Origin of the sequence: Blautia intestinalis (genome assembly GCF_014297355.1) — a bacterium.
GTDB lineage: Bacteria > Bacillota > Clostridia > Lachnospirales > Lachnospiraceae > Blautia_A > Blautia_A intestinalis.
Window position 1 is genome coordinate 468,984 of sequence record NZ_JACOQE010000002.1, and the last position, 22,827, is coordinate 491,810.

The 22,827-nt window shown below is 42.7% G+C and carries 21 protein-coding genes and 1 riboswitch; of the genes, 11 read left to right on the top strand and 10 right to left on the bottom strand.

The window, feature by feature from the left end:
• A complete protein-coding gene (nrdR, locus tag H8Z79_RS06325) occupies positions 1-453 on the bottom strand; it encodes a transcriptional regulator NrdR (RefSeq protein WP_118040633.1) in 453 nt (150 codons plus the stop codon).
• 119 nt (positions 454-572) lie between these two features.
• Between nrdR and H8Z79_RS06330 the strand changes: the two genes are divergently transcribed.
• Positions 573-836, top strand: coding sequence for a YlmC/YmxH family sporulation protein (locus H8Z79_RS06330; RefSeq protein ID WP_118040665.1), 264 nt, complete (start codon positions 573-575; stop codon positions 834-836).
• A gap of 104 nt (positions 837-940) precedes the next feature.
• Positions 941-1,720 (top strand): RNA polymerase sporulation sigma factor SigG, encoded by a 780-nt coding sequence (gene sigG, locus H8Z79_RS06335; RefSeq protein WP_015542442.1) that lies wholly within the window; start codon positions 941-943, stop codon positions 1,718-1,720.
• Between the two features lie 84 nt (positions 1,721-1,804).
• Here sigG and pap read toward each other — a convergent pair whose 3' ends face one another.
• The 7 genes from pap to H8Z79_RS06370 form a co-directional block, all read right to left on the bottom strand.
• The gene (gene pap / locus H8Z79_RS06340) at positions 1,805-3,277 is read right to left on the bottom strand and encodes a polyphosphate:AMP phosphotransferase (protein WP_015542441.1); all 1,473 of its coding nucleotides are present in this window, start codon (positions 3,275-3,277) and stop codon (positions 1,805-1,807) included.
• A 157-nt stretch (positions 3,278-3,434) separates the two neighbouring features.
• Positions 3,435-5,324: an ABC transporter ATP-binding protein gene (locus H8Z79_RS06345; protein ID WP_015542440.1), complete on the bottom strand. Its 1,890-nt coding sequence runs from the start codon at positions 5,322-5,324 to the stop codon at positions 3,435-3,437.
• On the bottom strand, positions 5,317-7,050 hold the full coding sequence (locus H8Z79_RS06350; RefSeq protein WP_015542439.1) for an ABC transporter ATP-binding protein: 1,734 nt from the start codon (positions 7,048-7,050) through the stop codon (positions 5,317-5,319). The genes H8Z79_RS06345 and H8Z79_RS06350 overlap by 8 nt, the downstream gene beginning before the upstream one ends.
• Complete coding sequence (locus tag H8Z79_RS06355; RefSeq protein WP_118040635.1) at positions 7,031-7,543, bottom strand: MarR family winged helix-turn-helix transcriptional regulator; 513 nt, start codon at positions 7,541-7,543, stop codon at positions 7,031-7,033. The genes H8Z79_RS06350 and H8Z79_RS06355 overlap by 20 nt, the downstream gene beginning before the upstream one ends.
• A gap of 204 nt (positions 7,544-7,747) precedes the next feature.
• Positions 7,748-8,494 (bottom strand): aminotransferase class IV, encoded by a 747-nt coding sequence (locus H8Z79_RS06360; RefSeq protein WP_118040637.1) that lies wholly within the window; start codon positions 8,492-8,494, stop codon positions 7,748-7,750.
• Positions 8,495-8,512: 18 nt separating this feature from the next.
• Positions 8,513-9,877: an aminodeoxychorismate synthase component I gene (pabB, locus tag H8Z79_RS06365; protein ID WP_118040639.1), complete on the bottom strand. Its 1,365-nt coding sequence runs from the start codon at positions 9,875-9,877 to the stop codon at positions 8,513-8,515.
• A 77-nt stretch (positions 9,878-9,954) separates the two neighbouring features.
• On the bottom strand, positions 9,955-10,533 hold the full coding sequence (locus tag H8Z79_RS06370) for an anthranilate synthase component II (protein WP_015542435.1): 579 nt from the start codon (positions 10,531-10,533) through the stop codon (positions 9,955-9,957).
• 265 nt (positions 10,534-10,798) lie between these two features.
• A riboswitch (THF riboswitch) is annotated at positions 10,799-10,895 on the top strand.
• Positions 10,896-11,058: 163 nt separating this feature from the next.
• Between H8Z79_RS06370 and folE the strand changes: the two genes are divergently transcribed.
• From folE to folK, 4 genes are read left to right on the top strand one after another with little or no spacing between them, the layout of a single operon-like run.
• Positions 11,059-11,616: a GTP cyclohydrolase I FolE gene (gene folE, locus H8Z79_RS06375; RefSeq protein ID WP_015542434.1), complete on the top strand. Its 558-nt coding sequence runs from the start codon at positions 11,059-11,061 to the stop codon at positions 11,614-11,616.
• 11 nt (positions 11,617-11,627) lie between these two features.
• Positions 11,628-12,107, top strand: coding sequence for an HD domain-containing protein (locus H8Z79_RS06380; RefSeq protein WP_118040667.1), 480 nt, complete (start codon positions 11,628-11,630; stop codon positions 12,105-12,107).
• Between the two features lie 16 nt (positions 12,108-12,123).
• Positions 12,124-12,939: a dihydropteroate synthase gene (gene folP, locus H8Z79_RS06385; RefSeq protein ID WP_015542432.1), complete on the top strand. Its 816-nt coding sequence runs from the start codon at positions 12,124-12,126 to the stop codon at positions 12,937-12,939.
• Positions 12,940-12,966: 27 nt separating this feature from the next.
• Positions 12,967-13,782: a 2-amino-4-hydroxy-6-hydroxymethyldihydropteridine diphosphokinase gene (gene folK, locus H8Z79_RS06390; RefSeq protein WP_118040641.1), complete on the top strand. Its 816-nt coding sequence runs from the start codon at positions 12,967-12,969 to the stop codon at positions 13,780-13,782.
• Between the two features lie 34 nt (positions 13,783-13,816).
• On the opposite strand, the gene H8Z79_RS06395 is transcribed toward folK, so the two are convergent.
• Positions 13,817-14,488, bottom strand: coding sequence for a YkgJ family cysteine cluster protein (locus H8Z79_RS06395; protein WP_015542431.1), 672 nt, complete (start codon positions 14,486-14,488; stop codon positions 13,817-13,819).
• 105 nt (positions 14,489-14,593) lie between these two features.
• On the opposite strand from H8Z79_RS06395, the gene H8Z79_RS06400 reads away from it, so the two are divergent.
• Positions 14,594-16,375 (top strand): ABC transporter ATP-binding protein, encoded by a 1,782-nt coding sequence (locus H8Z79_RS06400; protein WP_118040643.1) that lies wholly within the window; start codon positions 14,594-14,596, stop codon positions 16,373-16,375.
• Positions 16,372-18,135 (top strand): ABC transporter ATP-binding protein, encoded by a 1,764-nt coding sequence (locus H8Z79_RS06405; protein WP_118040645.1) that lies wholly within the window; start codon positions 16,372-16,374, stop codon positions 18,133-18,135. The genes H8Z79_RS06400 and H8Z79_RS06405 overlap by 4 nt, the downstream gene beginning before the upstream one ends.
• A gap of 99 nt (positions 18,136-18,234) precedes the next feature.
• Here the strand turns inward: H8Z79_RS06405 and H8Z79_RS06410 are convergent, their stop codons facing one another.
• Positions 18,235-18,660, bottom strand: a complete 426-nt coding sequence (locus tag H8Z79_RS06410) for a C-GCAxxG-C-C family protein (RefSeq protein WP_118040647.1) — start codon at positions 18,658-18,660, stop codon at positions 18,235-18,237.
• Positions 18,661-18,812: 152 nt separating this feature from the next.
• Between H8Z79_RS06410 and H8Z79_RS06415 the strand changes: the two genes are divergently transcribed.
• The 3 genes from H8Z79_RS06415 to H8Z79_RS06425 all read left to right on the top strand — a co-directional run bounded on the left by H8Z79_RS06415 (position 18,813) and on the right by H8Z79_RS06425 (position 22,803).
• Positions 18,813-20,531 carry a putative bifunctional diguanylate cyclase/phosphodiesterase gene (locus H8Z79_RS06415; protein WP_118040649.1) on the top strand — a complete coding sequence of 573 codons (1,719 nt, stop codon included), beginning with the start codon at positions 18,813-18,815 and terminating at the stop codon, positions 20,529-20,531.
• Between the two features lie 67 nt (positions 20,532-20,598).
• Positions 20,599-21,471, top strand: coding sequence for a phosphoribosylaminoimidazolesuccinocarboxamide synthase (locus H8Z79_RS06420; RefSeq protein ID WP_015542426.1), 873 nt, complete (start codon positions 20,599-20,601; stop codon positions 21,469-21,471).
• 27 nt (positions 21,472-21,498) lie between these two features.
• Positions 21,499-22,803 carry an HlyC/CorC family transporter gene (locus H8Z79_RS06425; RefSeq protein ID WP_118049537.1) on the top strand — a complete coding sequence of 435 codons (1,305 nt, stop codon included), beginning with the start codon at positions 21,499-21,501 and terminating at the stop codon, positions 22,801-22,803.
• Positions 22,804-22,827: the final 24 nt, after the last annotated feature.

Sequence of the window (22,827 nt, forward strand, 5' to 3'; positions counted from 1 at the left end):
TTATGGTTCCATAAATTTCTTCAATTCATCCATAAATGTACTGACATCTTTGAATTCACGATATACTGATGCAAAACGCACATAAGCAACTGCATCCAGATCTTTCAGATGTTCCATCACAATCTCGCCAATACGGGTACTTGGAATTTCCCGATCCGCACTGTCAAAAATGTCCCCCTCAATGGAATCTATCGTCATTTCAATCTTTTCTACCGGAATCGGACGCTTATAGCAGGCACGTAAGATTCCTCCCTGAATCTTGGCGCGGTCATACGGTTCACGTGTCTGATCTTTCTTGATCACACTCAACGGAATCGTCTCTACCTTTTCGTATGTAGTAAAACGTTTGCCACAGGATTCGCACATTCTTCTTCTGCGGATGGAATTGGTGTCTTCTACCGGTCTTGAGTCTACAACTTTACTGTTATCCTGATTACAAAATGGACATCTCACAGTATTTACCCCTCTTTCCCCTTTAATAAAATAATTATATTTATTTTTTCTGACAGTGTCAACAAAAGCTCATGTATATCTGTAAAAATTATTCATATATTAATAAAAACGGTATTTTTATGAGACTTTGTGAGCTTCGACAGAAAGAAATCATTAATACCTGTACCTGCAAAAGCCTCGGTTGTCCCATTGATCTGGAATTTGACTGTGCCACAGGACGCATTAATTCCCTGATTGTTCCGGGCCCCGGTAAATTCTGCAGTTTTCTCGGACGCGAAAATGAATACATTATTCCCTGGAACTGTATCTGCCAGATTGGTGATGACATCATCCTTGTAGAAATTAAAGAAGAAAAATGTTTTCACAAAGAGCACCTTCTCTGACCCTGTCAAGGTCTTTTATTTTTTATATTTTTTCCAAAAAAGAATATTTCCCGTCCTCCCTGTGAATCATTTGTAATACCAAATGAAATAAGGAGGATATTTCGATGGCACTTAATAAAGTAGAAATCTGCGGGGTAAATACTTCCAGTCTTCCGATTCTAAAACAGGAAGAAAAAGATGAGCTGTTCCGACGTATCAAACAGGGTGACACAAAAGCAAGGGAACAGTATATTAAGGGAAATCTGCGTCTTGTATTAAGTGTTATCCGACGTTTTCAGAACAGCAATGAAAATCCTGATGATCTGTTTCAGATCGGCTGTATCGGGCTTATGAAGGCAGTTGATAATTTTGATGATACCCTGATGGTCAAATTTTCGACGTATGCAGTTCCGATGATCATTGGTGAGATCCGCCGCTATCTGCGTGACTACAACAGTATCCGCGTCAGTCGTTCTCTGCGTGATATTGCATACAAAGCTATTTATGCCAAAGAAAATTATATCCGGCAGAACCTGAAAGAGCCTACCATGGAAGAAATCGCAGAAGAAATCGGCATAGAAAAAGAAATGATCGTCTATGCACTTGATGCTATCCAGAGTCCGGTCAGCCTCTATGAACCCGTCTATTCCGAAGGCGGCGATACGCTTTATGTCATGGATCAGATCAGTGACCGCAAAAACAAAGAAGAACACTGGCTGGAAAATTTATCTCTCAAAGAAGCCATGAACCGCCTCGGCAGTCGAGAGCGGCATATCATTGAAATGCGTTTTTATGAGGGCAAAACACAGATGGAAGTCGCGGATGAAATCGGCATTTCTCAGGCGCAGGTCAGCCGCCTCGAAAAAAACGCACTCAAGACCATGCGAAATTATCTCCGTCCCTGATCCGACATTATAAGCTTCCCACAAAAAATGTCCCCTTAAGAAGATTTTGGTTATTTACCATATCTGCTTAAGGAGACTCATATATCATTTCAGAGCTTTTTCCAGTTCTTTAATAATGATTTTTAATGCCTTGATTCGGGCATATTTTTTATCCACGGACTCAAGGATATGCCATGGTGCAAATGTAGTACTTGTCTTTTTGAGCATTTCATTGACAGCATCCTCATACTGATCCCATTTTTCACGATTACGCCAGTCTTCATCCGTGATCTTCCACTGTTTTTCCGGGTTGTTCTGACGCTCTGTAAAACGTTCCAACTGCGTATCTTTGTCGATCTGTACCCAGAATTTAATAATCACAGCGCCCCAGTCATGCAGTTCTTTTTCAAACTCATTCATTTCATTATACGCACGTTTCCAGTCATTTTCACTGCAGAATCCTTCAAGACGTTCCACCATAACACGTCCATACCATGTACGGTCAAAAATTGCGATATGTCCGTCCTTCGGAAGCCTTGTCCAGAATCTCCAGAGATAATGTCGTGCTTTTTCATGCGGCTCCGGACTTGCGATCGGCTGCACCTCATATCCGCGCGGGTCCAGCGCACCGGTGACTCTCTTGATGTTTCCGCCCTTTCCGGCAGCATCCCATCCTTCATAGGTAATAATTACCGGCACACGTTTACGATACAGGCGGTTATGCAATTCTCCGAGCCTGCTCTGTAATTTCTTTAATTCTTTCTGATATTCCTCTTCATCTATTGTCTTGCCTTCCAGCTCAACATCTTTCAGTTTCGGCATTTTCACAAGTGGAAATACATTCTGGAGAATCGGTACGGAATGACTCTGATTCTGCAATGCAACCTCTATACTGCTTACCAGTATATCCATAACCTGCAGTTCTGCCCACTTTTTATCCTCCGCATCTATGATATACCATGGGGAAGTTGACATGTTGGTATCTTTCATATAACGGTCGATCACATTTTCGCATTTTTTGTAATGCTTGTGCTGCCATTTATCAGCACCGGTCACACGCCACTTCGTATCTTCTTTGCCCAGAAGCTTCTCCATGCGCTTTCCTTGCTCATCTTTATCGATCTGCATGAAAAATTTCAGTACAAGATATCCATTATCGGTCAGCTGGCGTTCAAATCGGCGGATACTTTCAATTCTTTTTTCATACAAATCACCTTCCAGATCACCGGTGAGAACATCCATGACAGTCTGCTCCATCCAGCCAGAATCGAGGAATGTAAATTTGCCTTCTTCCGGGATCTGTTTCATATAACGATACAAAAACGGTCTGCGCAGTTCCTCTTCTGTCGGTGAAGACATCGTTGCAACTTTGAAAAAACGAGGATCAATATTTTTGATCACTTTGCCGATCATACTGCCTTTACCTGCCGCGCTCCATCCTTCAAAAAGAACCAGCACCGGCAGCTTATGCTCCTTGATCTTCATCTGGAGATCATACAGACTGCTTTTCGTTTTTTCAAGCTGTATTTTCATTTCTTCCCTGTCCGGCATTTCGCCCGGCGTCCATGATTTTAACATATGGATCCCTCATTTCTTTTTTTGTACATAGTATATCATATTTAATCATAGAATATAAATTATTTTTGTGCATTTTTTACTATTTATGTGAAAAAGCACATAAAAAAACAGAACCATCTGTTTTCGGACGATTCTGTCTTTTATTTTATAAACAAGATCAGGAAAGTTCCAGTTTTCCGGTATATAACTGGTAATAGGTACCCTTCTGTCTGATCAGATCTTTATGATCACCTCTCTCGATGATCTTTCCATGTTCAAGTACAATGATCGCATCACTGTTACGGATTGTCGAAAGACGGTGTGCGATGACAAACACAGTACGACCCTTCATCAAGTTATCCATACCCTTCTGCACAATACTCTCTGTACGGGTATCAATACTGGAGGTCGCTTCATCCAGGATCAGTACCGGCGGGTCCGCAACTGCCGCACGCGCGATAGACAGAAGCTGTCTCTGTCCCTGTGACAGTTCCTCACCATCCCCGCTCAACATGGTATCATATCCCTTTGGAAGCATCTTGATAAACTGATCTGCATGTGCCAGTTTTGCAGCTGCATAAATCTCCTCATCCGTTGCATCCAGTTTACCATACCGGATATTGTCACGGATTGTTCCGGTAAAAAGATGTGTATCCTGTAAAACAATTCCCAGTGAATGGCGCAGATCATCTTTTTTAATCTTTGTAATGTTGATTCCATCGTAGCGGATCTTACCTTCCTGAATATCGTAGAAACGATTGATCAGGTTGGTGATCGTTGTCTTTCCTGCACCGGTAGAACCTACAAATGCAAGTTTCTGTCCCGGTTTTGCATACAGACTGATGTCGTGGAGAATTGTCTTGTCCTCATTGTATCCGAAAGTTACATCTTCGAAACGCACATCACCCTTCAGTTCTGTATAGGATACGGAGCCATCTGCGGAATGCGGATGTTTCCATGCCCACATACCGGTTCTTTCTTTGCATTCTACAATGCTACCATTTTCATCTTTTCTGGCATTGACAAGAGTGACATATCCCTCATCCTCTTCCGGTTTTTCATCGATCAGATTAAAGATACGCTCCGCTCCGGCAAGTGCCATAACGATGGAATTGAACTGCTGTGCCACCTGCATAAACGGCTGTGTAAAGCTCTTCGTAAACTGAAGATAAGAAGCCATGACACCGAGCGTGATTCCGCCGACTCCGGCAACGGAAAGCACACCTCCGAGAACCGCTGTCAGTACAAACTGTAGGTTACCGATATTTCCGATCACCGGCCCCATCATATTCCCGTACTTGTTTGCCTGCGCTGCGCTCTCAAAAAGTGCTTCATTCAGTCTGTCAAACTCTTCTTCCGATTTTTTCTCATGGTTGAACACCTTTACAACACGCTGACCGTTCATTCGTTCTTCTACGAATCCTGTTACATCTGCAAGTGACATCTGCTGGCGTACAAAATATTTTCCACTCTTTCCGCCAATCTTTCCTGTGACAGTCATCATCACAAAAATGATCAGCACTGCAAGGATGGTCAGAAGCGGGCTTAACACCAGCATCGAAATAAATGTTACAACAATCGTGAACAATGCCATCAGTGCCTGTGGAATTGCCTGGCTGATCATCTGACGCAAAGTGTCCGTATCATTGGTATAAAGACTCATGACAGATCCATTTGTGTTCTGATCAAAATAACGGATCGGAAGTGTCTGCATATGTTCAAACATATCGTCACGTACTCTTTTGAGCACACCCTGTCCGATATAGACCATCATTCTTGTATAGATAAATGTGGCAACAACACCTGCAAAGAAAATGCATCCAAGAACTGCCAGTGCTTTATAAAGCCCGGCAAAGTCCGGTTGTTTCTGTCCAATCAGCGGAAGGATAAAATCATCCAGAAGGTAACGAAGAGAAAGGGATACTGCCGTTGTCGCAACTGCACTGATCAAAATGCAGATGAATACCAGAATAAACTGAAGCTTATATTTTTCTGTCACATATTTCAAAAGACGTTTCGCAGTCTTTATGTCATTTTGAGTCATTCTTATTTTCTTTTTCTTATTCATCCTCTTCTCCTCCTTTCACCTGAGATTCGTACACTTCTCTGTAAATAGCATTTGTCTTCAAAAGCTCCTCAGAGGTTCCCACACCTGCAATCTTACCACCATCGAGCACAATGATCTGGTCGGCATCTTCAATTGAGGAAACTCTCTGTGCAATGATGATCTTGGTCGTATCCGGAATTTCTTCACGGAATGCCTTACGGATCAGTGCATCTGTCTTTGTATCTACCGCGCTGGTAGAATCATCCAGAATCAGGATCTTCGGTTTCTTAAGCAACGCACGTGCAATACAGAGACGCTGTTTCTGTCCACCGGAGACATTGTTTCCGCCCTGTACGATCATAGTGCTGTATCCTTCCGGAAACTCGCTGACAAATCCGTCCGCCTGTGCCAAACGACATACTCTTTTGACCTCTTCGTCACTGGCATGTTCGTCGCCCCAGCGAATATTCTCATAGATCGTACCGGAAAATAATACGTTTTTCTGCAAAACCATGGATACCTGATCTCTCAGAACTTCCAGATTGTAGTCACGTACGTCAACTCCGGCTACCTTAACAGCTCCGGAAGTAACATCATAAAGACGCGGGATCATCTGCACAAGAGTGGATTTTGCACTTCCTGTACCACCAATGATTCCGACTGTCTGGCCTGATTTGATATGAAGATTTACATCCTTCAGGGAAAGATTTCCACCCTCACCTGCATAGCTGAAATCTACATGGTTGAAAACAATTTCACCGTTTTTGACTTCTTTTACCGCATCAGTCTTATCCTGCATCTCCGGAACTTCATCAAGTACTTCTGTGATACGGTCTGTAGATGCCTCTGCGATCATGATCATAACAAATACAAATGTTACCATATTCAGTGACATCAGAATCTGCAGTGCATATACGATCACGCTTGTCAGTTCACCTGTCTCCATAGTTCCGAACACAATACTGCGTCCGCCGATCAGTGCGATCAGAATCACAACCGCGTACATCATAAACTGCAGAACCGGAGAGTTCCATGCCACGATTTTTTCTGCTTTTGTGAACAGCGTATATACATAATCAGATACACCATGGAATTTATTTACTTCATAGTCCTCTCTTACAAAGGCCTTGACAACACGAGCTGCATTGACATTTTCCTGAACAGAATTATTCAGTTCATCATACTCATCAAATACCTTTATAAAATGCGGATGTGCCTTTTTTGCAATAAACAGCAGTGTTCCGCCAAGAAGCGGGATAACAACCAGGAAAAGCAGGGCAATCTTTACATTGATCATCAGGGTCATGATCCAGGAAAGAAGTATCATGATCGGTGCCCTTGCCAGAAGGCGGATACTCATCATATATGCCATCTGGACATTTGTAATATCTGTTGTCATTCGTGTGACCAGTCCCGATGTGGAGAAATGGTCAATATTTTTGAAGGAAAAATCCTGTACCTTGTAGAAAATATCATGACGAAGATTTTTTGCATATCCGGCAGCTGCCACAGCCGCCATATTTCCTGCCTGCACACCAAAAAACAGAGCAAGCATCGCCATAATCACAAGAATCACTCCACGCTGTACAATATATCCCAGATCACCATTTGCAATACCCACATCAATGATCTTTGCCATTTCCAGCGGAATGAGCACTTCCATCAATACCTCCAGAATTACCAGTATCGGAGCCAGTATAGACTCTTTTTTGTATTCCCTGATTGATTTAAACAGTTTCTTGTTCATTTTTTCTGTCAGCCTCCTTATCTGTCTTTTTATTCATTTCCGAAAGATTGTGATACATCTGACACAATACTTTTTTACAGATTATAACATCTTCCTCCGAAATTCCTTTTGTAAGATAATTCTCCGTAAACGCAATATGCTTCAGAAGAATCGGTCTCAGTTCTTCCGCTTTTGGAGTTGGCACTATTTTTTTCAGACGGGCATCTTTTTCTACACTTTCTCGGTATATATATCCATGCTTCTCCATCAGCTTCAGGATTCCGGTTACCGTAGATTTACGAATCTGAAATTCTTCTTCAATATCTTTTTGATAAAGATCCCTGTGGAGAGATTCCAGAAGAACAAATTTCAACACATGTTTTTGCATGACCGTCAGTTCATCATTTCCAATTACAGACTCCATACCATTTGAATTCCGCTTCATCTGATGCGACAACATATGAATCAGTCTTCCCATGTGAGCATTTTCCAGTTTTTCATCAAATTCGCACATTTTCTCTCCTTTCTCAATTTTAGTTCGCGTCCTAACTTTTGACATTATACAAATCATCATGCGGAAAGTCAACAGCTTTTTTGTGTCTTTTGGGACACAATTTACAACCATCTTTCAGATTTTTATTAGAACAACCTCGCGGAGCGTTTTTGCTTTATTGGAACATTACGGAATAATTTCCTATAAAGTTAAAAAAATGTCCCATTATAAGGACATTTTTTCGCTTTCGTATATTGTTCTGACTTCCTCTGCTCTGGTTCGATGCGGAAAGCAGATATTTCCAAGCTGTTTTACCGGCATGACTCCCATCAGAGAATTTGTAACAAAGCATTCTTCATAATACATCAGTTCATCCGGATAAATAATCGTCTCTACCACGCTGAATTTTGACATTACGTATTCCCGCAGGATTCCCGGCAATAATCCGCAGGACAGTTGCGGTGTATAGATCATATTTTTGCGCACAAAGAAAATATTGCTGACTGTTCCCTCGCTGATCTGGCCCTTTGTATTGATAAAGACCTTCTCATTGATACCGGCTGCCATTGCAGCTCTTTTTTCAAGGATACAGTCACCATAATTCAAAGTCTTGTGATAGACCAGCGGAGATGTCTCATTTCTACGCACTTTACTGATATCTGTCACAAATCCCTTTGCATAATCTTCTTCAGAATATATATTCTTTCGCATCTGAAAAAACATATTTTCGGCTGAACAGACGATTTTCAATACACCATGATCCGTTATCTCCGAATCCTGACCGGCAAGATACGAAAATACTTTTTCTTTTGAAACTCCCCTTTCACTGCAGGAACCCAGCCGCAGGAAATCAGCTGCCTTTTCCAGTCTTTCTATATGCTTTTCAAGTAATATCGGTTTTCCTTTTTCGACAGCAATCGTTTCAAACGCCCCCATCCCGAACAGAAAACCTTCATCTAACCTGATATCCATACTTCACTCTCCAATTACTTATCTCATAGCCAGAAGAACCGCCTTCGCTTTCTGAAGTGTTTCTTCATATTCAAATTCCAGATCGGACTCTGCGGTAATACCGCCGCCCACACCCAGATAATACTTTCCATCTTTATACAGCGCAGTCCTGATCACAATATTGAAATCACAGCCACCATCCAGCGTCAGATAGCCGATAGATCCGGTGTAAAGATTTCGTTTATTATTTTCCAGCTCATCAATGATCTCCATTGCACGATACTTCGGTGCTCCGGTAATCGAACCTCCGGGAAAAGCTGCCTCGAGAAGATCCATAACGTTTTTGCTCTCTTCCAGATCCCCCTCGATATCAGAAACCAGATGAAATACCGTCGCATATTCTTCTACCGAAAAAAGCTCAGTCACCTTGACACTTCCCGGACGACACACCCTGTTCAGATCATTTCGCTCAAGATCCACGATCATCAGAAGTTCACTTTTGTCTTTCTCAGAGTTTTCAAGTTCTGTCCGCATAAACATATCTTCTTCCGGTGTCTCTCCACGCTTACGCGTGCCCTTAATTGGTCGTGTATTCACATGACCTTTCTGCATTTTAAGGAAGCGTTCCGGCGATGCACATACAATCTGAAAATCTCCATAGTCAAAATAACCACCAAACGGAGACGGATTATTTTCCCGAAGATCGTAAAACACATCCAGCGGTACTTTATCACTTTTCACAGTGAGCTGCTGTGTCATATTGGTAATGTAGATATCTCCCTCTATAATATAACGGATCATGCGATCTACTGCCTGCTTGTATTCGTCCTTCGCAAAATTCGGCTGCACCTCGATCGGATATTCTGTATCTGACTCTTTCTGCATATACACCGGCTTCCCATTTATCCGGCTCTCCATCTCATCCAGTAGTTTCGCAGCTTCCCTCGTGATGCCATTCGCAATCAGATATGTCCGCTGCTCGTGTCTGTCCTCTATAATATAGAAGTCATAAAAGACAAGTACAGCATCCGGAATCGAAACAAGATCTTCCTTCACAGAATCCACTTCCATCAATTTCCTTCCATATTCATAGGAAAAATATCCTATCGCACCGGAAATTATCGGAAGCTCTGTATTATTTTTGTCTTTGTGTTCCGCCAGATATGTTTTCAGATATGTTTCGAAAGAACACGTTGTTTCTTTCTCTCCATTAATATAGAAGTTATTGCCTTCTTTCACAAGTTTAAGATATGGCACTGCACCTATAACAGAATATCTTCCAAGCTTGTTAACCAGCGAAGAATCCAGAAACACACTGTCATCTGTTCCTGCAAAATATGTATAAAGCTCTGCTGCACCTCTGGCAGGCTTCATTTCTTTTATAATACGCCGTTTATTATACATCGTTTTTTCCTCTCTGTCCATTAGCAAGGACATTTCTTTGTGTTTTTTCATGTACATTTTGTACTATATCGTTTTAGTTAATATGCACATTCCGCGATGTGGCAGAAGTTTTCAAGCAGCTCATGTCCATACTCTGTAAGTACTGCCTCCGGGTGAAACTGAACCCCATACAACGGAAGGGTTTTATGTGAAAGCCCCATCACCGCACCATCCTCTGACACAGCATCGACATGGTAATCCGCCGGAATGCTGTCCTCTTTTACGATCAGCGAATGATAACGCGTTACTTTGAACTTTTTCGGAAGTCCTTCAAAAACACCGGTTCCCATATTTGTGATATCCGTCACCTTTCCATGCATCGGCCGCTCACCTTTTTTTACCGTTGCGCCACAACAGTATCCAAGTACCTGATGTCCGAGACAGACGCCAAGAATCGGGATTTTTCCCCGCAAACGTTCCACAGTCTGTACACAGACTTCTGCATCCCACGGACGTTTCGGTCCGGGGGACAGAATGATTCCCTGTGGCTGCATTTTTTCTATTTCATCCACGGTGATCTGATCACTTCTTTTTACAACAATCTCCCTTCCAAGCTCCTCAAAGTAAGCCTTCAGGTTATAGACAAATGAATCATAGTTGTCGATCATTAAATACATAGCGTCCTCCCTGTCATCAAATCGCGGATAAAATAAAAAAAGAGACAACGAGTGTGCGTATTTTCATGCACACAGTCGTTATCCCTGATTGGTCCGTAATCTGTGAAATTTTTATCTGTTTCTTTGCTTTTCTTCTATAGATAGCTTTATGCTATCATATCTCTCATTTCACGTCAATAATTATTCAACCTGAATATTTTTTTCAACAAATTACCCCTTTTCTATCAAATACATCTATGCTATACTGTACGGGAAATGAATGATATGCAAAATAGGATCTTATGCGTCAAGTGTTCAGCGAATGGGGAGTTGTCGCCGAAACGAAAAGTCCGTCTTACGGTATAGGATCCGCACCCGTTGCGACAATATAAGAGGCTATCTCATATTGTGTAGGGATACGTTTTTCGACATACGTTCTATCACAATTGGAGATATCTTTTTTTTGTTTTATTTTACAAATACATTGACAAAAAGCAGACAATCTCCACGATACACAATATCATTATAATAGGAGGTTGTTTTTTTATGGTAGACAAACAAAAAGTAGAACAGGCAATCCGACTTCTCCTTGAAGGAATCGGCGAAGATACAGAACGTGAAGGACTGAAAGATACCCCGGACCGCATTGCACGTATGTGCATGGAAATCTACGGTGGTCTGGATGAGGAAGCAGATCAGCACCTCGCCAAACAATTTAAAGTAGAAAATAACGAAATGGTCCTGGAAAAAGACATCACATTCTATTCCATGTGCGAGCATCATCTGATGCCATTTTACGGCAAGGCCCACATTGCTTACATACCAAACGGCAGAGTTACCGGACTCAGCAAACTTGCCCGCACCGTAGATGTCTATGCAAGAAGACCTCAGATTCAGGAACGTCTGACTGTACAGATTGCAGATGCTCTGGAGCGTGCTTTGAATCCCAGAGGCGTTATGGTCATGCTTGAGGCCGAACATACCTGCATGACAATGCGCGGCATTAAAAAGCCCGGCAGTAAGACCATCACTACTGTAACACGAGGGGATTTCAAGACAGACCGTGAACTTCAGAAGCAATTCCTCTCCATGGTAAAAGACTGATGTCTGCTGGTATGACAAGAGTTCAGGCCATCTGGCAGCATCCGCTTTATCAAAAACATCTGAATGCACTTACCCGTCTGGAATCTGACCGTATTTTCTGCCGCCACACCCCGGAGCATTTTCTGGATGTAGCAAGACTGGCCTACATTTTTGCGCTGGAGCGAAATCTTGACTGTTCCCGTGAACTGATCTACTGCACTGCCCTTCTCCATGATATTGGCCGTGCCGAACAGTACTCAAACGGTACACCGCACGATGAAGCAGGTGTCACCATTGCTGGGCAGATTTTAGCAGATCTAAACTTCTCAGAATCAGAAAAAGCTCAGATTCTGACGGCAATCGGAGAGCATCGTTCTTCCACCGGAAATCTTCCGATACTCAGCCAGATTATTTATGAAGCAGACAAAAAATCCCGCAATTGTTTTTTATGTTCTGCCGAAAAAGAATGTTACTGGGCTCCTGAGAAAAAAAATATGACGATTCAATATTAAAAGGAGAATCTTTAAAATGAAAATTGGAAATCGTGAATTTGACGTAAAAAACAGAACCTATATTATGGGAATCCTGAATGTCACACCGGATTCTTTCTCTGATGGCGGTAAATGGGACTCTATGGATCATGCTCTGAAGCATGCTGAGACAATGATTGCCGAGGGTGCTGATATTCTGGATGTCGGCGGAGAATCCACCCGACCGGGACATACTCCGGTAAGCGCCGAAGAAGAGGCGGCCCGTGTCGTTCCGATCATTGAGGCGCTTCGCAAACATTTTGATGTTCCGATTTCTGTAGATACATATAAAGGAAGTGTTGCTGACGTTGCCGTACAGGCAGGCGCTGATCTTGTCAATGATGTATGGGGACTGAAATATGATCCGAAAATGGCAGGTGTAATAGCCAAACACGATGTAGCCTGCTGTCTGATGCACAACAAGGCCAACACAGAATACAACAATTTTCTCACCGACATGCTTACCGAAACGCAGGAATGCGTAAACATCGCGCGCAAGGCAGGCATCAAAGATGAACGTATTATTCTTGACCCGGGTGTCGGATTTGGAAAAACATATGAAATGAACCTTGAAACCATGAACCATCTGGAGCTTTTTCAGCATCTCGGATTCCCGGTACTTCTCGGCACTTCCCGTAAATCGATGATCGGTCTTACACTCGATCTTCCGGTTGACCAGCGTGTCGAAGGAACAATTGCCACTTCTGTCATTGGAGTTATGAAAGGCTGTGCTTTCGTGCGAGTCCATGATGTAAAAGAAAACAGACGTGCTGTACTGATGACCGAAGCGATTCTCGGCAGAAACATCAAATAAAGAAATAATTAAAAGGATTAAAAATAAATGGATATTATTGAGATTAAAAACCTTGAGATTTTTGCTAACCATGGAGTTTTTCCGGAGGAAAATGTACTCGGTCAGAAATTCGTCGTATCAGCCAAACTTTATACCAGTACACGTAAAGCCGGTCTGACGGACGATCTGACTGCTTCCATTCACTATGGAGAAGTCAGTCAGATGATCACAAAGTTCACCAAAGAGCATACCTACAAGCTTCTGGAAACTCTTGCTGAAAACCTCTGTCAGATGCTTTTGCATGAATTCCCACTGATGAATGCAATTACTCTGCGTATCGAAAAACCATGGGCGCCGGTCGGACTTCCACTGGATACAGTTGCCGTTGAAATTACCCGCGGCTGGCATACCACTTATGTTGCCTTTGGCTCCAACCTCGGAGATAAGAAGAAATATATCGATGATGGAATTCAGGGTCTTAAGAACGCTCCGGGCTGCGAAGTCGAAGCTGTATCAGAATATCTTGTCACAGAGCCATATGGAGGTGTAGAACAGGATGAGTTCCTCAATGGTGTACTTCGTCTCCGCACGCTTCTGACTCCTGAAGAGCTGCTTGACCGTCTTCATGAACTGGAAGCGGCAGCCAACAGAGAACGTATCATCCACTGGGGGCCTCGTACCCTTGATCTGGATATTTTGTTTTATGACAATGAAATCATTGATACACCGGATCTCCATATTCCGCATATTGATATGGAAAACCGTGATTTTGTGCTGAAACCGCTGGATGAAATTGCACCATATTACCGTCATCCGGTTCTGAACAAAACCATCCATCAGCTTCTTACTGAACTTAATTCATAAAGCAGCTAAAATTCTAAAACTTCTGAGTTTCTGGCTATACACCAAGACTCAGAAGTTTTTTTGCTTCTTCAAGGCGTTCATAAAACTGTTCGTAGAAATCACGTTTCTCTTCATACACTTTATAATAGAAACGGCTGAGCACATACATATTCAGATTTCTGATCAGCTCCGTATCTTCCGTCTGGTAAAAAACCTCCTGCACATCAAGAAGGAACTGATGCCAATCCCATACAAATTTTTCATATTGTTTCAAATCCGGTGTATCGAGCCATTTTTTTACTTTGATCTTTGAACGATTTTTCTTCGCACATTCATGAATCTGGAGAATGTACTTGAATCCGTCTTCAGAATAATATCTTCCGAGAGGGAACAACCGGCAGAATCCCGGACGGATTACATGAATCGAGCATCTTCCCTCGCCGTTCAGAAACACACATCGTTCTTCTGCTCCTTTCATCGCAAGATGCGGAAGAATATTTCCGTCCGAAATGCCAAGTTCCAGCACATTGCCGATCAAATCTTCAGGAGTTCTCTGAAGCCCCCGACTCAATCGACAGACATCATATGGATCCAGAAGCACAGAATCCCCCATCCCCTTACAGCAGTCACAGCAGCCTTTGCATTCCTGACAGTCCGCTTTTACCATATCATTTGCATCATATAATTTTCCATCTGAAATTTCTTCCAGAGTTACTTCACGTCGCATAGATTTTCCTCTTTCTTCCTATACTGTTCCTATATTGCTTGCATGACTTATGATACAGGACTATAATAGTGCTTGTCAATCATCAAGAAAACGGAGGAACAGAAAATGCGATCTCTCGCAATCTATCTAAAAAGCTATAAGAAAGAAAGCATTCTTGCACCTTTCTTCAAATTTCTGGAAGTTGTGTTCGATCTGCTTGTTCCGGTAGTAATTGCCCAGATCATTGATGTGGGTATCACAGGAAATAACCGTCCATACATCATTGAACGATTTTTTATCCTAGTGCTTATGGCTGCCGCCGGACTTACAGTCAGTATCACTGCCCAGTTTTTTGCAGCGAAAGCCAGTGTAGGATTTGCCACAGAACTGAGGCAGGCTGTTTATGACCATATTCAGAAGCTTTCCTATACAGAACTTGATACTCTGGGAACCGATACACTGATCACCCGTCTCACCGACGATATCAACCAGGTACAGAATGGCGTAAACATGGGACTTCGCCTTCTTCTTCGAAGTCCTTTTATTGTGCTCGGTTCCATGGTCATGGCATTCACGATCAATACTCGCTGTGCCCTGATTTTTGCCGTTGCCATTCCGGTACTTTTCCTTGTGGTATTTGTTATCATGTACCTCAGCATCCCACTTTTTGGTAAAGTACAGGGACGCCTTGATACAGTTACCGGTCTCACCAGAGAAAACCTGACCGGTGTACGTGTCATTCGTGCTTTCTGCCGTGAAGAAGAATCAGTCCGTGAATTTGACGAGAGCAATGCCGCACTTACAAAATTAAATGAATTTGTCGGAAAGCTTTCCGCTCTCCTCAATCCAGTCACCTATGTGCTCATCAACATTGCTACTGTTATCCTGATCAACAATGCAGGACTTCAGGTAAACTTAGGTAACATGCAGCAGGGTGAAGTTGTTGCGCTTTACAATTACATGGCACAAATGATCATTGAGCTCATCAAACTTGCATCTCTGATCATTACTCTGAACAAATCTGCCGCATGTGCAAACCGTGTTGCCGACATCCTTAAAATAAAAACTTCCATGGATTATCCGGATGACACCGCTTCTGCTTCCGCAGCCGCTGAAAATGCCGTAGAATTTCAGGATGTTACCTTTGCCTATGCAGGCACAGGCGCACCAAGTCTTTCTGATATCTGCTTTTCTGTAAAGAAAGGCCAGACTGTCGGAATCATCGGTGGTACCGGCAGTGGTAAATCCACTCTCGTCAACCTGATCGCACGTTTTTACGATGCCACAAAGGGAACGATTATGATAAATGGGCAGGATATCCGAACCTACAGCCAGCATGATCTTCGTGAAAAAATCGGTGTTGTACCGCAGCGTGCAGCACTTTTTAAGGGGACGATCCGTGAAAATATGAAATGGGGACGCGAAGATGCAACCGATGAAGAAATCTGGGATGCACTGACCACTGCCCAGGCACGTGAAATCGTTGAGGGAAAAGACGGTCAGCTTAATTTCAAACTGGAACAGAATGGCCGAAATCTTTCCGGCGGTCAGCGTCAGCGACTGACAATTGCCCGTGCTGTCGTTAAGAAACCTGAATTTCTGATCCTTGATGACAGTGCAAGCGCACTTGACTTTGCCACAGATGCCGCACTTCGTAAATCTCTTCATCAGTTAAGCGGAAATATTACCACTTTCCTCGTCTCACAGCGTGCAGCAAGTATCCGTCAGGCCGATCTGATCCTTGTTCTGAATGACGGTGAACTTGTCGGCAAGGGCATCCATGATGACCTGATCCGTACCTGTGACATTTACCGTGAGATCTATTTCTCCCAGTTTCCGGAAGAACGGGCGAAATATACTGTATCAAATACTGCCGTATCCGGTGGAACTATGGAGGTGGTATCATGAACAAAACAACAAATGATACAGCAAATGCAAGCAGTATGGAGACTCTCTGGAAAGTACTCCGTTTCATCGGAAAATACCGTTTTCTCCTGATCTTAAGCATTATTCTGGCAGCTATATCTGTTATTCTTCAATTATACGTGCCGGTACTTTTTGGTAACGCGATCGATCAGGTCGTTGCCGAACACGACGTAAACTTCAGTATGATGTGGTACTATTTGACAAGAATTCTTGTCATGGTCATCATCTCCAGTGTCGCTACCTGGATCATGAACATCATCAACAACCGCATGACTTTCCATACGGTACAGGATATCCGCGCAAAAGCGATCCGTCAGATTCAGGTACTGCCGCTCTCCTATCTGGACAGCCACAGCACCGGTGACATCATCAGCCGTATCATCGCCGATACCGATATCCTTTCCGATGGTCTTCTTCTCGGATTTACACAGTTGTTTTCCGGAATTGTAACCATCATCGGAACTCTGATCTTTATGTTTTCCAAAAACATCCGGATCACCCTGATGGTCATTATCCTCACCCCGGTCAGTTTTTTTGTAGCAAGATTCATTTCTTCCCGCTCTTTCCATATGTTCCGGAAACAGAGCGATGCACGTGGCCGTCAGACAGCCCTTATTGAAGAAATGATCGGTAACCAGAAGATCGTACAGGCTTTTGGATATGAAGATAAATCTTCGGCACGTTTTGCAGAAATTAACAATGAGTTGAAAGAATGCAGCCAAAAAGCCGTCTTCTACAGCAGTCTGACCAATCCGTCCACCCGTTTCGTAAACAATGTTATTTACGCAGGTGTTGCACTTGTCGGTGCATTTATGATTCCGGGCGGTGCACTTACTGTCGGCGGTCTCTCTGTATTGCTTTCCTACGCAAACCAGTACATGAAACCATTCAACGACATCAGTTCTGTTATTACAGAACTTCAGAACGCACTTGCATGTGCGACCAGAATCTTTGCACTTCTCGAAGAAGCTCCGGAAAGTGCAGATCCGAAGGAAGCCCTTACCGATGCAAAAGGCGAGGTCAATATTGATAATGTCAGCTTCCGCTATGTTCCTGATAAAAAACTGATTGAAAACTTCAATCTCCATGCAGAACCGGGCAAACGTATCGCGATCGTCGGTCCGACCGGCTGTGGAAAGACCACCTTTATCAACCTGCTGATGCGCTTCTACGATGTGACCGGCGGCACGATTTCCATTGACGGACATCCGATCAATGAAATTTCCCGCCATTCCCTGAGAAACAGTTTCGGTATGGTACTTCAGGATACATGGATCAAGAACGGAACCGTCCGTGAAAATATCAATATAGGAAAACCGGATGCTACCGATGAAGAGATTATAGAAGCAGCCAAACGTTCCCACAGCTGGGAATTTATCCGCCGTCTTCCAAGCGGACTGGACTCACAGTTAAAAGAAGACAGCTTAAGCCAGGGTGAAAAGCAGCTTCTCTGCATCACACGTGTCATGCTGTGTCTGCCGCCTATGCTGATTCTGGACGAAGCAACCTCAAGCATCGATACTCGAACAGAACTTATTGTTCAGGAGGCATTTGACCGTCTAATGGAAGGACGTACCAGTTTCATCGTAGCCCATCGTCTCTCCACGATCCGCAATGCCGATGAAATTCTTGTTATGAAAGACGGAAGTATCATCGAACAGGGTTCTCATGATGAACTTATGGCAAAAGGCGGATTCTATCAGAATCTGTACAACAGTCAGTTCGTAAAAGTGGCCGAATAATTTTATGTATTACAAAACCCGTCAGAACAGCTGGTTTTATGCCATCTGCCCCGACGGGTTTTCTTTTTGGTTTTTATTTGTTTAACTGAAGGACTGCTGTCATTCTTCTATGTCTTTCTGTGCAGCCAAATATTCTTCTGTGAGTGCCACCGCATCACGGATACAGTCCGGGCAGCTTCTGAGAACTTTGCCTGTCTCTACACCCTTTAATTCTTTACAGAGATATGAGCCGTTCTGCTCTTTAAATTTTGCAGCATACTCTCTGACTTTTTTGTAGGTATCGCCTTTCGTCATTTTTCCTTTTTCCGGATTGCCCACACTGTTCTGCAGACCAATGATCATCATCATTCCGGAAAGTGCGCCGCACACCTCCATCATTCCCATGCCGAGTCCGAATCCTTCTGCAATACGGAACATCTCTTCCTCGTCCACTCCGAATTCTTTACAGAATGAACATGCAACTGCCTGTGCACAATTGTATCCTTTGTCATGAAATGTGATTGCCTGTTCTGCTTTTGTACTCATTTTGATTCCTTCTTTCTATCGTTTTCGTTTTCTTTCTGATTTATTCGATATTACTATATCAGAATTATTACAATTTATCCACCATTCTGTTGAATATACTCTCATATAATGGTATAATTATTCTTAATATTAGAGTAAAAGGGCGTATTTTTATGAGTATATCAAATGTGCTGTACAGCCGCTCAGAGTTTCTCGAGAACGTAAATGATTTCCTTGAAAGTCATGCACTGTCTAACTGGTGTATTATATCTATTGATATTGAACGATTCAAATTATTTAATAACTGGTACGGTCAGGAAGCCGGAGATATCCTGCTTACCAATATCAGTCAGTATCTGCTTCGTATTCAGCAGATGAGAGGCTATCTCGCCGGTTATTTTGGGGGAGATCATTTCTTCATGTGTATTCCGGACGATGACCAGCTTATCAGCCTGATTTATAAAACGATCCGGAGCTATATCGGCATCCACAGCCAGAACGAGGGATTTCTGCCTATCATTGGCATCTATTCTATCCCTGATGATCATCCGGATGTTGCAACGATGTGCAACAATGCACAGCTCGCAGGTTCTGATATAAAGGGCAATTTTAATAAACGTATTTCTTATTTCACTGATGAAATCATAAATCAGCTCGAAAAGGAACAGCAGCTGATCCACGATGTAACAGTCGGTCTGGAAAATAAAGAATTCACCTTTTATCTCCAACCAAAATGCAACAGCGAGACAGGTGCTATCGTCAGTATGGAGGCACTCTCTCGCTGGATCAGTCCGGTTCGTGGTTTTGTTGCCCCCGGTGAGTTCATCCCGTTTCTTGAAAATAATGGCATGATTACTTCACTTGATACATATATCTGGGATGCCGTGTGCCAGACGCTTTCCTACTGGAAACATGATCACCTTTATGTTGTTCCTATTTCAATCAATGTATCTGTTACTGATATCGAAACGATCAATGTTCCTGAATACCTGCAGGATCTCATCACAAAATACGACCTTTCTCCTGAGATGCTGCTTGTTGAAATTACAGAGACGGCCTTTTCGGAAAACAATATCATTGTAAGAAAAACCATCGATCAGCTTCATCAACACGGTTTCTGCGTTCTGATGGACGATTTCGGAAGCGGCTACTCTTCTCTCAATATGTTAAAAGACACAAATGTGGATATTCTGAAACTTGATATGAAGTTCATCGAAATGAATCCGGGGAACTGTCAAAAAGGAATTCAGATCATCGATTCCATTGTCAATATGGCACATAAACTCAACCTTCCGATTATTGCAGAAGGTGTAGAAAGACCTGAACAGATTGCAATGCTGCATTCTATGAACTGTATTTATGTGCAGGGATATTATTTCTACAAACCAATGCCGATCAGTGATGCAGAGGATCTTCTGACCACAGTTCCTCACGAGAAATACCGGCACGTGCTCAAACAGGATCCGCATGATTCCCGAAATGCCACGGATACGTTTCATGAAACCTCAGTTACGCATTCTATTTTCAAGATTCTTGCCGAAAATTCACTGGTTCTCGCCAGATTAAATCTAAATAACGGTGAATACGAAATTTTAAAGAGAGATTACCGCCTTCATGGATGTGGACTTGAAATGGAAGATGATTTTGAATCATACAACCGTCGCATATTAAACGAAAAGCTGATCTATCCGGATGATGAAGAACTGTATCGCGCCAGGATCACCTTGTCCTCACTGCATGATTTCTTTTTTGACGGCAAAAAACAGCTCAGCTATCAATTTCGCCGTCAGTTGAATAATGAATATATTCTCACTGTTATGGAATTTTTTGCAGGCAACCGGTGTGATGTACAAAATCCATGGATTGTTGTACTTATTCGAGAAATATCTTGACAGTACGCAGTGAAAAGTGCTATTTTTACTGTGAAATTTTAAAAATCATATGACGAGGTGCAAAGACATGCAGGAATTAAAACCAATTAAAGAAGGCAAAGTACGTGAGATTTATGATAACGGAGACAGTCTGATCATGGTGGCTACTGACCGTATCAGCTGTTTCGATGTTATACTGAATAATGAAGTGACCAAAAAAGGAACAGTACTGACACAGATGTCCAAGTTCTGGTTCGACCTGACCGAAGACATTCTGCCTAATCACATGATTTCTGTTGATGTAAAAGACATGCCGGAATTTTTCCAGCAGGAAAAATACACCGGAAAATCCATGATGTGCCGTAAGCTGAACATGCTCCCGATCGAGTGCATTGTTCGTGGCTATATCACAGGCAGCGGCTGGAAGAGCTATCAGGAAAACGGAACCGTATGCGGCATCACACTTCCTGAAGGTTTAAAAGAATCCGACAAGCTTCCGGAGCCAATTTACACCCCGTCAACAAAAGCCGAGATCGGTGACCACGATGAAAACATTTCTTTCGAGCAGAGTGTAGAACATCTCGAAAAATATTTTCCGGGCAGAGGTCAGGAACTCGCAGAAAAACTTCGTGACAATACAATTGCTCTTTATAAAAAATGTGCAGAATACGCACTGAGCAAAGGTATCATCATTGCCGACACCAAATTCGAGTTCGGTCTGGATGAAGACGGAAATATGGTAATCGGTGATGAAATGCTGACACCGGACAGCTCCCGTTTCTGGCCTGCAGACGGTTACGAACCAGGACATGGACAGCCGTCCTTCGACAAGCAGTTTGCACGTGACTGGCTGACCTCTAATCCGGGAAATGACTGGACACTTCCACAGGAAATTGTGGACAAAACCATCGAAAAATACCTGCAGGCATACAAAATGCTTACCGGCAAAGATCTTGACTAATATACATTAAAGGAGTGAATTATACGAGTGGACGCAAGTGACACTTACCAGTTGATTATTCTGATCATACTACTGGCATTATCTGCATTTTTTTCATCAAACGAGACTGCACTTATGGCAGTCAATAAAATCCGTCTTCGTACGCTCGCCGATGAAGGCAATAAACGGGCAGCCAAAGTTCTGGACATTGTTGAGAACCATACTTCCAAAATGCTCAGTGCCATACTGATTGGAAATAATCTTGTTAATATCACCGCTTCCTCTCTTGCCACTTCACTGGCATACAGCTTCGGCGGCTATATGGTAAGTATCGCCACAGCAGCATTAACGGTGGCAATCCTTATTTTCGGTGAAATTACACCAAAAAATTATGCAACATTAAACGCAGAAAAAATCACATTACGCTATATTCCGGTTCTCAGCTTTTTTATGACGATTATGACTCCGTTCATCTTCATCATCAATCTGTTTTCAAGAATCTTTATGAAGCTTCTGCGTGTGGATCCTGATGCCGCCAATAAGGCAATGACGGAGGAAGAACTTCGTACGATCGTAGATGTCAGTCATGAAGATGGTGTTATCGAATCAGATGAAAAGAAAATGATATACAATGTGTTTGATCTCGGGGATGCCGATGCCAAAGACATCATGGTTCCACGTGTCAATGTCACATTTGCTGATGTAAATTCAACTTATGAAGAATTGATTGATATTTTCCGCGAAGACCGTTTCACCCGTCTTCCTGTTTACGAGTGCACACAGGACAATATCGTCGGAATCATCAATATGAAGGATCTCCTTCTCTATGATCCCGATGAACGATTTGATATCCGTAGTTTTCTCCGTAAACCTCATTTCACATATGAGTACAAAGACATTTCCGAGCTTCTTGTGGAGATGCGTGAATCTACTTTCAATATTGCCATTGTTCTTGACGAGTACGGTGAAATGACAGGACTCATTACTCTGGAAGATATTCTGGAGGAGATTGTCGGTGAGATACATGATGAATACGATGAAAATGAAAATGAACTGATCAAAAAGCTTTCTGATCGCGAATATGTCATTGAAGGATCTATGAGTCTTGATGATGTTAATGACCATCTTGGAACACATCTTGAATCAGAGGACTATGATTCACTTGGCGGTCTTGTGATTGAACATCTGGATCGTCTGCCCGTCGCAGGAGATCAGGTAATCACCTCCGACGGTATCCGCCTTGTCGTTGACAAGCTTGATAAAAACCGTATCGAAAATGTACGTGTATTTCTTCCCGAAAAGGAACCCGATGAACCCGAAGCAAACGATTCTGATGTATCTACAGAATCTTAAACAATCCAAAAAGTGCTGTTTCTG

Excerpts from the sequence above, each read along its gene's own strand:
- H8Z79_RS06330 (WP_118040665.1), top strand. The coding sequence starts at position 573 with ATGAGACTTTGTGAGCTTCGACAGAAAGAAATCATTAATACCTGTACC.
- sigG (WP_015542442.1), top strand. The coding sequence starts at position 941 with ATGGCACTTAATAAAGTAGAAATCTGCGGGGTAAATACTTCCAGTCTT.
- pap (WP_015542441.1), bottom strand. The coding sequence starts at position 3,277 with ATGTTAAAATCATGGACGCCGGGCGAAATGCCGGACAGGGAAGAAATG.
- H8Z79_RS06345 (WP_015542440.1), bottom strand. The coding sequence starts at position 5,324 with ATGAATAAGAAAAAGAAAATAAGAATGACTCAAAATGACATAAAGACT.
- H8Z79_RS06350 (WP_015542439.1), bottom strand. The coding sequence starts at position 7,050 with ATGAACAAGAAACTGTTTAAATCAATCAGGGAATACAAAAAAGAGTCT.
- H8Z79_RS06355 (WP_118040635.1), bottom strand. The coding sequence starts at position 7,543 with ATGTGCGAATTTGATGAAAAACTGGAAAATGCTCACATGGGAAGACTG.
- H8Z79_RS06360 (WP_118040637.1), bottom strand. The coding sequence starts at position 8,494 with ATGGATATCAGGTTAGATGAAGGTTTTCTGTTCGGGATGGGGGCGTTT.
- pabB (WP_118040639.1), bottom strand. The coding sequence starts at position 9,877 with ATGTATAATAAACGGCGTATTATAAAAGAAATGAAGCCTGCCAGAGGT.
- H8Z79_RS06370 (WP_015542435.1), bottom strand. The coding sequence starts at position 10,533 with ATGTATTTAATGATCGACAACTATGATTCATTTGTCTATAACCTGAAG.
- folE (WP_015542434.1), top strand. The coding sequence starts at position 11,059 with ATGGTAGACAAACAAAAAGTAGAACAGGCAATCCGACTTCTCCTTGAA.
- H8Z79_RS06380 (WP_118040667.1), top strand. The coding sequence starts at position 11,628 with ATGACAAGAGTTCAGGCCATCTGGCAGCATCCGCTTTATCAAAAACAT.
- folP (WP_015542432.1), top strand. The coding sequence starts at position 12,124 with ATGAAAATTGGAAATCGTGAATTTGACGTAAAAAACAGAACCTATATT.
- folK (WP_118040641.1), top strand. The coding sequence starts at position 12,967 with ATGGATATTATTGAGATTAAAAACCTTGAGATTTTTGCTAACCATGGA.
- H8Z79_RS06395 (WP_015542431.1), bottom strand. The coding sequence starts at position 14,488 with ATGCGACGTGAAGTAACTCTGGAAGAAATTTCAGATGGAAAATTATAT.
- H8Z79_RS06400 (WP_118040643.1), top strand. The coding sequence starts at position 14,594 with ATGCGATCTCTCGCAATCTATCTAAAAAGCTATAAGAAAGAAAGCATT.
- H8Z79_RS06405 (WP_118040645.1), top strand. The coding sequence starts at position 16,372 with ATGAACAAAACAACAAATGATACAGCAAATGCAAGCAGTATGGAGACT.
- H8Z79_RS06410 (WP_118040647.1), bottom strand. The coding sequence starts at position 18,660 with ATGAGTACAAAAGCAGAACAGGCAATCACATTTCATGACAAAGGATAC.
- H8Z79_RS06415 (WP_118040649.1), top strand. The coding sequence starts at position 18,813 with ATGAGTATATCAAATGTGCTGTACAGCCGCTCAGAGTTTCTCGAGAAC.
- H8Z79_RS06420 (WP_015542426.1), top strand. The coding sequence starts at position 20,599 with ATGCAGGAATTAAAACCAATTAAAGAAGGCAAAGTACGTGAGATTTAT.